The 9877-nt window shown below is 44.3% G+C and carries 9 protein-coding genes; 7 read left to right on the top strand and 2 right to left on the bottom strand.

The window, feature by feature from the left end:
- On the bottom strand, window positions 1-1661 hold a 1661-nt coding region (locus QUB64_RS23640), incomplete at its 3' end, for a tetratricopeptide repeat protein (protein WP_333394227.1).
- A 438-nt stretch (window positions 1662-2099) separates the two neighbouring features.
- On the opposite strand from QUB64_RS23640, the gene QUB64_RS23635 reads away from it, so the two are divergent.
- Window positions 2100-2306, top strand: coding sequence for a hypothetical protein (locus tag QUB64_RS23635; protein ID WP_333266539.1), 207 nt, complete (start codon window positions 2100-2102; stop codon window positions 2304-2306).
- A gap of 205 nt (window positions 2307-2511) precedes the next feature.
- A complete protein-coding gene (locus QUB64_RS23630; RefSeq protein WP_333266536.1) occupies window positions 2512-3216 on the top strand; it encodes a hypothetical protein in 705 nt (234 codons plus the stop codon).
- A 789-nt stretch (window positions 3217-4005) separates the two neighbouring features.
- Here the strand turns inward: QUB64_RS23630 and QUB64_RS23625 are convergent.
- Window positions 4006-4446 carry an NADAR family protein gene (locus QUB64_RS23625; RefSeq protein WP_333266534.1) on the bottom strand — a complete coding sequence of 147 codons (441 nt, stop codon included), beginning with the start codon at window positions 4444-4446 and terminating at the stop codon, window positions 4006-4008.
- A gap of 158 nt (window positions 4447-4604) precedes the next feature.
- Here QUB64_RS23625 and QUB64_RS23620 point away from each other — a divergent pair, with 158 nt between their 5' ends.
- The 5 genes from QUB64_RS23620 (at window position 4605) to QUB64_RS23600 (ending at window position 8962) form a co-directional block, all read left to right on the top strand.
- On the top strand, window positions 4605-5684 hold the full coding sequence (locus QUB64_RS23620) for a dipeptide epimerase (RefSeq protein ID WP_333266532.1): 1080 nt from the start codon (window positions 4605-4607) through the stop codon (window positions 5682-5684).
- A 30-nt stretch (window positions 5685-5714) separates the two neighbouring features.
- Window positions 5715-6524, top strand: coding sequence for a Uma2 family endonuclease (locus tag QUB64_RS23615; protein WP_333266530.1), 810 nt, complete (start codon window positions 5715-5717; stop codon window positions 6522-6524).
- Between the two features lie 235 nt (window positions 6525-6759).
- Entirely contained in the window at window positions 6760-7809 is a 1050-nt protein-coding gene (locus tag QUB64_RS23610) for a DUF1611 domain-containing protein (protein ID WP_333266527.1), read from the top strand.
- A gap of 43 nt (window positions 7810-7852) precedes the next feature.
- On the top strand, window positions 7853-8485 hold the full coding sequence (locus QUB64_RS23605; RefSeq protein ID WP_333266525.1) for a type I restriction endonuclease: 633 nt from the start codon (window positions 7853-7855) through the stop codon (window positions 8483-8485).
- Window positions 8486-8962: a GNAT family N-acetyltransferase gene (locus QUB64_RS23600; protein ID WP_333266523.1), complete on the top strand. Its 477-nt coding sequence runs from the start codon at window positions 8486-8488 to the stop codon at window positions 8960-8962.
- The last annotated feature ends 915 nt before the right edge of the window (window positions 8963-9877 follow it).

Below are 9877 nucleotides of genomic sequence, written 5' to 3'. Positions count from 1 at the left end.
TAATTGGCATCAAGTTCTAGCGCTCGATCGAAAGATGCTAAAGCTTCTTCATAGCGTTTAAGGTTGTTGAGTACATCACCTCTCTTAACCCAAGCCCACTGATAATTGGGGTTAATAGCTATAACTTTATCGTAGCATTCTAATGCTTCTTCATAACGTTTAAGAATCTTGTTAAATAAATCGGCCCGCTTAGCCCAAGCCCACAGATCGTTGGGGTCAATTTGCGGGCTCGCTTTGTTGTAGGATGCTACCAATTCTTCATAGCGTTTAAGGTTGTCGAGTACATCACCACGCTTAGCCCAAACCAAGGCAGAATTGTGCTTAAGCTTGATCGCTTTATCTAAATCTGCTAGGGCTTCTTTGCGCCATTCGATATCTTTTGCCTCAAACGCAAACCGATAAAATTCTTGATCTTTTAAAGTATCAAATGGAATGGGTTCTAAGCATTGCCATTCTTCTCTATGACTTTCTATGTCAGAAAAAGCAATATCATCTATCCTCCATTCAAATCGCTGCTGCAATTCTTGCCGTCTATACCAAACTCGCAAAAAATTTATAATTAATAATCTAATCTGTTGATTTTGCTGCTTCTTCACCTCAAAGCAAAAACGCATTAGCGGTTCTCGCAATTCGTACCAAGACTCACGTCCTATTTCTTCAGTTTTTACATATCCTCTTTCTCGCAAATCTTTCAGTTGACTCGATACTGTTTGCTGAGTAATAAAACAAAATTGAGCAATTTCTTTTACAGGTGTAGCACCACCTCTATAGCACAAAAAATCAACTATTTTTTGCTGTTGATTGGACAGGCTTTTCATTTTTTCTTGATAAAATGGTGTTAAAATGTCCACCATTTTCCTAAATGATATTATCAACTCATCTAAGGATTCGCGTGTAAGAAAAGCTGAAAGAATAATATAATTCCTAGGACTACCACCAGAAAGGTAATGGACAACCTTGATTCGATTGAACCCTTTTTTTGTCTCAATAAAATTTGCTAATTCTTGCTTGCCTTCAAGTTGGGCGATATTCTTCAACAGTTGCGCTGCTTCCTCCGCTGTCAATTCTTGCAATTCCTGAATGTTGAAAAAGCCATAAAACGGAGATTTTTTAAGTTTAACTCCCTTAAATAAACTGGTTGATGTGGCGGTAATCGTACATTGGTTGAAGTCTTGAATAAATGCCATAAATTGTTTTTGTCCCTCTTCACCTAACCCGGCAAATATGTCATCAAGATTTTCTACAAGCAACAGCAAAGTACGGTTGCCAACAAACTCTTTTAGCAACTCTACAGCCTTGGTTTTTGCTGTATCGGGCGAATGATACATTTCTTCGACAGTTGCTCGTAGTTTGGCATTATATTCTTCTAAATATTCATTTTTAAGTGCCTGAAAAATTCGCAGCAGCAAATCAAAAAAAGACGAGATGCCCCATTCTTCCTCCTGCAACCATGCAATAACCAATTTTTTCCGCAAATCTTCTAGCTTGCAGACACGGTGATAAATCAGTGAAATTAGGTAAGTTTTGCCTATACCGCGCGGTCCAATTAACAGGCTGTAATACTTGGCTGAACTCGCAGCACTTTCGCAAACCCGTTCAACTAAATCATGCACTAATTGCTGACGCTGAACTAGAATCGCTTCTAAGGCTTCCGGCGTCATTAAACTAGGAGTAAATCGAGAAAGATATATGCTTTTCATAAAACAGTTTTTACACAACTTATCTAAAGTCCGCGAAGGCAGAGTTTGTTTGTGTAGCCCCAGGTTTCAACCTGCTGGCAGTTAGCGAACTTTGTTTGTGTAGCCCCAGGTCTCAAAGCTGCAAGTGCTGATCTGTGTTAATTTATTTACCCTTAAATGCTTGTTAGACAAGGTTTTGAGCGTTTATACGTCAATCGTACCACACGTTTTAAAAATATACGTTATTTTTATTGTATATTTCAAAAAGCCGTGTTACACTGCCCTTGACAAGCAAACAAGCGCCCCTAGCTGTTACTAGAGACGCTTTCGATGCTTGTTGTTTTCAGAGCGACTGGCTGCAACCAGAAACGCTCGTCAAGTTCCCATTTTTATGGTCTTTGCACAGACCAAGGAGTTGATATGTCCAATTTTAGCACAAATCAAGTCATTTTGGTTTCTACCTCTCCAACTGATTCCGCGACAGCACCGGAAACAGGAGGTTTCATGCCCTTACTGATGTACGGAGGAGTTGCAGTAGCTGTGATTATTGCGATGGCTTACTTTTCCCAAACTTTGCTCAACTCAATTACTCGGTTGACCAAAACCCTGAACAAAAAACACAAATAAATAGGACTTCCCTGGTTCCCTGGATTTGCCTGGGAACAGATGTCCAGATGCTCTGCCTCGCAAGCTTTAGACTCGCGGGAGGCAGAGCCTCTAGATCTACGTCCGCAGGCAGAGCCTGGGAACGAGAAAAAAGGATAAAAAAATTGCAAAATCTTCTTGACATTTTGTTACAATACGCGAAACTTAATATCTTCCCTCACACTGGATGACATTCTTCAACGCCTCCGAACCCGCGATCCGCTGCAAACAAGAACATCTCGATGTACAAGATCTCGCAGGCCTCTTGCGCCTCCACTGGCAAGTCGGAAATATTACTCTTTTCTCGGGATTTTATACCCGCATTGACCAAACTTTTTTGCTTTGGGCTTTGGTGACGGCGGGGATTTTTTTTACGGCTCAGTTTGTCCCGATTAGTTGGAGCTTTCAGGCGATTCTGTGGTCAACTGTGACTCTAATTGGCACTGTGGTAATGGCAGTTTTGACTTTGTTTTGGGTAAAAGTCGAGCGTGTTAGCTGGATTCTTTACTCTTGGGCGATTTTGATGGTTGGTGGTTTGGTTGTGACCGATTGCAGTATTTTTGCGGGTTGGGGATTTTGGTTGCTGCATCTGTGCGATTTGTGGTTGGGGTTGAGCGCGATCGGCTATTTTTGTACTGGGCTCGGTTTGCGATCGCGCACTTTTATTTTAATTGGACTCACTCATTTATTGAGCATACCTCTATTAACCTTTGTTGCCCCCTGGCAATATCTAACCACAGGCATAATTATGGCCGGATGTTTGCTGTTATTGTCAGAGTTGCAGTGGGATATGCGATCGCCGATCGACAATACTTTACTAAGCGAAGAACAAAAAGACTTCAACCGCATTCAGCATCAACTGCGCCACATCGGGGCCAAGGCAGCCAAATAAGTCAAATATCTTAACATTCAGCAATCTGAGGATGCGGTGAAAACTGAATCGAGCTGCGATCCCCGAACTTAAGTCTGACAGAGGATTCCGAAAGCGCGATCGATGCCTTAACCAAAGCCCGCAGAGCAGCTTTTAGAGCGAAAAAGTGTAAAGAATTCTGTACAACAGCTAACACTTTAGAGAAATCGCACACAATAGAAACATACAGCATAAATCAAAAACAAACCTTAACCAGAACAGGTGTTTTGCTGTTTTACCTGTGAATCGCCAACCTAAGGAGAACGGTGTCCGGGAGGCGACTGGCTAACAATGCTGTACTTGCGACGATAAAAGTTAATTCCGGTTGACAGTAGTTGTTCAAACCCAAAAGTGGTGCAGGGTTTTTACCGTTTCCCCTGCTTCGCAGTCTCCGAGGAGAGGCTAAACCCTCTATTAGAACAGCCTGAGGAGATTGGCACAAAATTTGACAGTTGCTGACACGGATGTTTGAGTCACCTTGTTTAATAAAATTGAGGAAATGCTCGCTTAGCAGCATGGCAGGACTTAGGATTAAATAAGTCCTGCTTTATCATGAAAAATAGGTTCGATCGTTCGGAATGCAAGTCCTCCCTCTTGAATTGAGAAAGAAAGGACTTACCATAAAACCAAAGAAACCGGGTTTTTTACCTAATCTACGGGTCACAACGAAAGATTTTCGTAAAAAACCCGGTTTCTGACCACCCGTGCGTCCAGGACTATAAATAAGGACTGAATTCCGCACGATCGAACTTGTAAGTTATGTTTTACTCGCTACGTACCTTTTCGCAAAATCTCTCGCACTTCCATTAAAATCTGTCCCAACATATTTTTGCCGCTGCCATCTTTCCCGCAACCCCAATAATAATCTCCCGGTGCGTTTTCGACTATTTCTTCATCGCCTGTAGCGAGTAAAATTTCGCGGATGTCGGCATGAGTTTCAAATTTCCGGAGTACAGCTTTTCGCATGATATCATCTTTTACTTGTTCCCAATCTTTGCGGAGGGGACGAGAGCGCTCGCGCCCCATTTTTGCTGCATCTTTCGGCGTTTTTGCTTGGCGAATTTGGTCGCAGTGTTCCGTTTCGGGAAACTTTTGTGCTTGAAAATAATGTTCGGTAGTCGGCCAGTATTCTCCGTCTAACTCGAATCCGTGACGGGAAAAGTTAGAGAAACTACCGTATTCGCTCCGCGTACTGTAAAAGTAGATAGTCATAATATTTTATGGCTCATATCGGCTGTGTACTGCGCGCCTTTCCTACCTATAATTATGCCACAACCTACAATTAACCGTTGGCTCGATCGCGGATTTTTAGTAAAATGTCACCACTGAAATTATTTTCTAATCCTACAACCCACTGTTGATAACTAATCATGCACCTTCAAATAGAAACTTTCACTCTCCGCAAGCGGTTTGCGCTTACCATCAGCCGCGGTACCACAGCACAAAGTACGAATTTGTGGGTAAAATTAACCCACGAAGGTATCGAAGGTTGGGGAGAAGCTTCGCCGTTTTCCACAGGTTCTCGGCCCCAAACTACCGAAAGTCTGCTAGCTGCATTGCAGGAAGTTGTACCCCTGTTAGAAAAGTTTACTCCCTTCGATCGCCAAAAAGTCGAACAAATCTTCACAGAGGTCGAGTTACCATCGGCCGCCCGCGCCGGCATCGACATGGCAATCCACGACTGGCTGGGCAAAAAAGCAGGCTTGCCGCTGTGGAAAATGTGGGGATTAGATCGATCGCGCATCGTCCCCACATCCGTCACCATCGGCATAAATTCGCCGTCTGCTGCGAGAGACAGAGTGCGCGATTGGTTTGGCAAAGATGCGACAGATCCCGCAAGCATCAAATACCGGGCCGTCAAAATTAAATTGGGCAATCCTGAAGGAATTGAAGCCGATAAAGCTATGTTCATCGCAGTATTAGACGAAGCGCCGGCTAACGTTCAAATCAGTGTTGATGCTAACGGGGGTTGGAGTTTAAAAGATGCTGTAGAGATGTGTCGCTGGCTGGAAAAATACAACATCAAGTATGTCGAACAACCCCTGTCACCAGTCGCGGATATGGCTGAATTTTCGGAACTGTACCGTCAATCGCCGTTGCCAATTTTTGCTGATGAAAGTTGCTTTAATAGTTCGGATATACCCAAGTTAGCACACTGCGTCCGGGGCATCAATATCAAAATAATGAAATCCGGCGGGTTGACGGAAGCCATGCGGATGATTCACACCGCAAAAGCCTGCAATTTGCAAGTAATGTTCGGCTGCTATTCCGATAGTGCGATCGCGAATACCGCCGCCGCCCAACTTTCGCCCCTCGCTGATTACCTGGATTTGGACAGTCACTTGAATTTAATCGACGATCCTTTCAGCGGTGCAACCATAGAAAATGGGTGTTTGCTGCCAAACTGGCGATCGGGTTTGGGAGTGCAGCGAATTGACATTGTAGAATAAAAGTATCGCTCAAAACGAACGGGAGATGCTATGATATCACTTAAATCACTTGCAGGGCAAATTGATAGAGAAGCACAGCTCTTCTATGAAGAACACAAGCCGCCGACTGATTTGATTTTTGATGATGCGGCAGAAATGGAAAGCAACCGCCACCGCATAGCCATGACTGTTTTAATCCGTTCTGCAGAACAAGGTTTGGCTAAGCGGAACGATTTTTTTGTCGGTGGCAATATGTTTATCTATTTCAGCAGCGAACAGGTTCACAATCGGGATTTTCGAGGCCCAGATTTTTTCGCTGTCTTGGGTGTTGACGGGAATACTTCCCGACAAGGCTGGGTAGTTTGGAATGAAGACGGACGTTACCCGGATGCGATCGTAGAATTAATGTCGCCTGCCACTGCTAATGTAGATACAGGAATTAAGAAGGATATTTACGAGCAGGTTTTTAGAACGCCTGATTACTTTGTTTTCGATCCTTTCGATCCGAATTATTTGCAGGGATGGCATTTAGATAATAATCAACGCTATCAACCGTTAGTCCCTAACGATAGGGGCTGGCTGTGGAGTCAAAGTTTGGGCTTTTGGTTGGGGACTTGGGACGGAATTGTCGATCGAGAAACAGCAGTCTGGGTGCGTTTTTACGACGACTCGGGAAATCTAGTTTTGTTACCTGAGGAAGCCGCTCAACAGCAAGCCGAAGCTGCTCAACAGCAAGCGGAAGCTGCTCAACAGCAAGCCGAAGCTGCTCAACAGCAAGCCGAAGCCGCTCAACAGCGAGCCTCACGACTAGAAGCCAGATTGCGAGAATTGGGAGAAGATCCGAATGCTTTGAACCAGTAATCGCAAATCAGAAACCCGGTTTCTTGCTAGATTTATCGTTACTAAACGCAAAATTATAAGAAACCGGGTTTCTAGCCCCCTCGCCCCGATATGTAATCCGTGAAACAGTCCAAAGTGTTGATATAATGTCCGGTAAATTAACCACAATACTTGTAGGGCGGGTTTCACCAACAATCTTTGATTCACATCCACAATATCTATAAACCCGCCCTTACCAAGCGACTACACTGAATCAATGACTCAAAACTATCCCCTCAAAAATGGCAAAGTTGCTATCTTGTTGCACGAAGGTATTCTCGGGCATTCCGGCAAAACAGGCTTAGCTTTTTTACGCTACAGCGAAGCACAAATTGTAGCAGTAATTGACCGCCAATGTACAGGACAATCTTTGCCACAATTAACTGGCATTCCCCAACAAGTGCCGATCGTTGCTTCTGTTGCAGAAGCACTGCAATTTGCGCCGAATATTCTGCTGATTGGTATTGCTCCTTCAGGCGGTGTTTTGCCGCCGGAATGGTTGCCAGAAATTAATCGAGCGGTAGCAGCAGGGTTGTCGGTTGTCAACGGTTTGCACGCAAAACTTGCACCTTTAATTGCGCTTCCGTTAGCCGAAAATCAATGGATTTGGGACGTGCGTCAGGAACCGAAGTCTGTCGGGGCGATCGCCTCTGCGGCCGCTGCTAAATTAAGCTGTCGCCGCGTGTTAACCGTCGGCACAGATATGAGCATTGGCAAAATGTCAACCAGTTTGGAACTCAATCGCACTTGCTTGCAGCGGGGTTTGCGTTCCAAATTTTTAGCCACCGGACAAACTGGTTTAATGATTGGAAATGAAGGCATTGCTTTGGATGCAGTGCGTGTTGATTTTGCCGCTGGTGCTGTCGAACAAGCGGTGCTAAAAATGGGTGCTGAATGCGATATTCTGCACGTAGAAGGGCAAGGTTCGCTATTGCATCCGGGTTCGACGGCGACTCTGCCGCTGTTGCGGGGTACGCAGCCAACTCACTTAATTTTAGCGCACCGAGCCGGACAAACTCACATTCGCAATCACCCCCGCGTATCGATTCCGAGTTTGTTGAAAGTGGTTGAATTGTACGAAATGGTGGCCGCTGCTGCGGGTGCTTTTGTCGGGGCAAAAGTAAGTGCGATCGCTCTCAATACTCATCACTTAACTGACGCAGAAGCGCTGTTAGCAATAGCAGGAATTCAAGCAGACACGGGATTGCCTTGTACCGATCCGGTGCGGTTTGGCGCGGAGGTGTTGCTGGGGGCGATCGACAATTGATATGCTACAATAAGTTACAAATAGCACATAGCTGCTGAAAATTATGACACAAAGCATTCAAGCCAAAGCACTGACACTGCGCGATGTCAAAACAAAATTTAATTTCCAATTTGCTGAAGATGAGCAATTTTTCCGCGAGTGGATTGACAATTTACCAGAAATTACTGATGAAGAAAAGCGATATCTAGACAAAGTAAAGTCTGGGTATATTAACAGTGTCGAGTACCCTATGATAGAAGATACCGTAAAAATGGTGGTACTGGCTCCGTTGCTATTTTTAGCAGATTTCTTCCTGACTCCCTTTCACATAGAGTCGGAAAAATCGGTGGAACTTCTGACGCTGGATGAAGGTATACTTGTCAGAGGAAGTATTGATATTCTGCTTTTAATTGAATCTTTTTGGGTTGTGGCGATCGAAGCCAAGCGAGCTCAATATTCTCTTGATGCGGGACTTCCCCAATTGCTATTTTATATGCTGAATGACCCAAATTCAGAAAGACCATCATTTGGGCTTCTGAGTAATGGCAGTAGTTTCCGATTCATCAAAGTGACCAAACAAGATACATCCCAGTATGCTTTGTCTAAGCTATTTGATATTCAGAACCCCGGCAATGAACTTTACGAAGTTTTTCGCATTATCAAACGAATTGCTGCTGTAGTTTCCAGCTATAACTAAATGATTGAAATTAATTGTTCGTTACCGTCAGAATGTACAATCCGCGAAGCCTCAGCTCAAGACATCAAATCAATTAGACGGTTAGTTTGGAGTGCGAAACTCGATCCGACTCAGTTGCGCTGGGAGCAATTTTGGGCGATCGACTGTGAGGGGAAATTGGCGGCTTGCGGACAGTTGCGGAAGTTTACGGGCGCGCAGGAGTTGGGTAGTTTGGTGGTGGCGCAGGATTGGCGCGATCGCGGTTTGGGAAGCTACCTCACAAAATATCTCATTGAACAAGCTACAGAACCCCTATACTTAGAATGTTTGGGGAAGCGACTCGCATCATTTTATACTCGCTTTGGGTTTGTGGAAGTTTCTGTGCAAGATTTGCCGCAGTCCCTGAAATTCAAGTTCGGTTTGTCTCAATTAGCTAAAAATTTATTTAGAGTTCCTGTAACAATTATGCAGTATCGAGCAGGTTCTCGATCGTTATGACTTTTATGAGTTTAAGTTGCTGAGTTTATGAATTGATTTGAAGTTCGACCTGTTGAATAATTGCAATTACAGGGCTCAGGCTAAAAAGTGGTTTTGTACGCTACTTATAGGATTCGCTGTCCGTACTTACTGTGCACTCTACATATACAGATTAGGCTTCCGGGGCTGATTTCAGTCTTCATCCGATCTCAACGGACTGAAGTCCGCACTACGAACCTTTGACTGCGACGGACTGAAGTCCGCACTACGAACCTTTGACTGCGACGGACTGAAGTCCGCACGATCGAACCTATGAGCCGCGGATGGGATATGTATGGATGTTCCGGATTGGCCGATCGACTTTGCGTAAACTCAGGATTCACAGTCGGCGGTAGTCCACATTGCTCAACTGGCACAGATACCAGCCAGACACATAGGCTGCAACCCTTGATTAATCGTTGTTTTATGGATCGCAAGTGTCCTGTGCCAGTACCAGACGATAAAAGTGTCAGGGCGATCGCACCAAACACATTCGACTGCTGGCAAATTAGTAAGTGTAAAGCAAACGAGTCACAACCCAGTCAAAAAATCAAGCCCAAAAATAAAACATCTTCACCACAGCAGTAATGCGGAATCAGCCAAGCGCGAGTGTAGATAACCACATCTACCCTGGAGGAAAATCCCACCAACCACTCAACCACTAAATCGTTAATTCAATACCTCGGAATTACTCGATTTAGACTCCCCGCAACCGCGTCTCAAATCCCTCCGAAGTTTCAAAAATTCTTTGGCTTCAATCCGGATAAAACGAGGAAAGACAAGAACAATGAAATATCAGGGCAAGCAATCAATCTCAACCGAGTAAATGCAGCCTCTCAACTAGCAGAAACAGACAATTACACATCCATTTATTGTAACACAACAGGAGTAAATATT

The organism is Microcoleus sp. Aus8_D2, from assembly GCF_036702665.1.
Classification (GTDB): Bacteria; Cyanobacteriota; Cyanobacteriia; order Cyanobacteriales; family Microcoleaceae; genus Microcoleus.
Note: the sequence above shows the minus strand (reverse complement) of the source record. Positions and strands in the feature narration are given on the sequence as shown.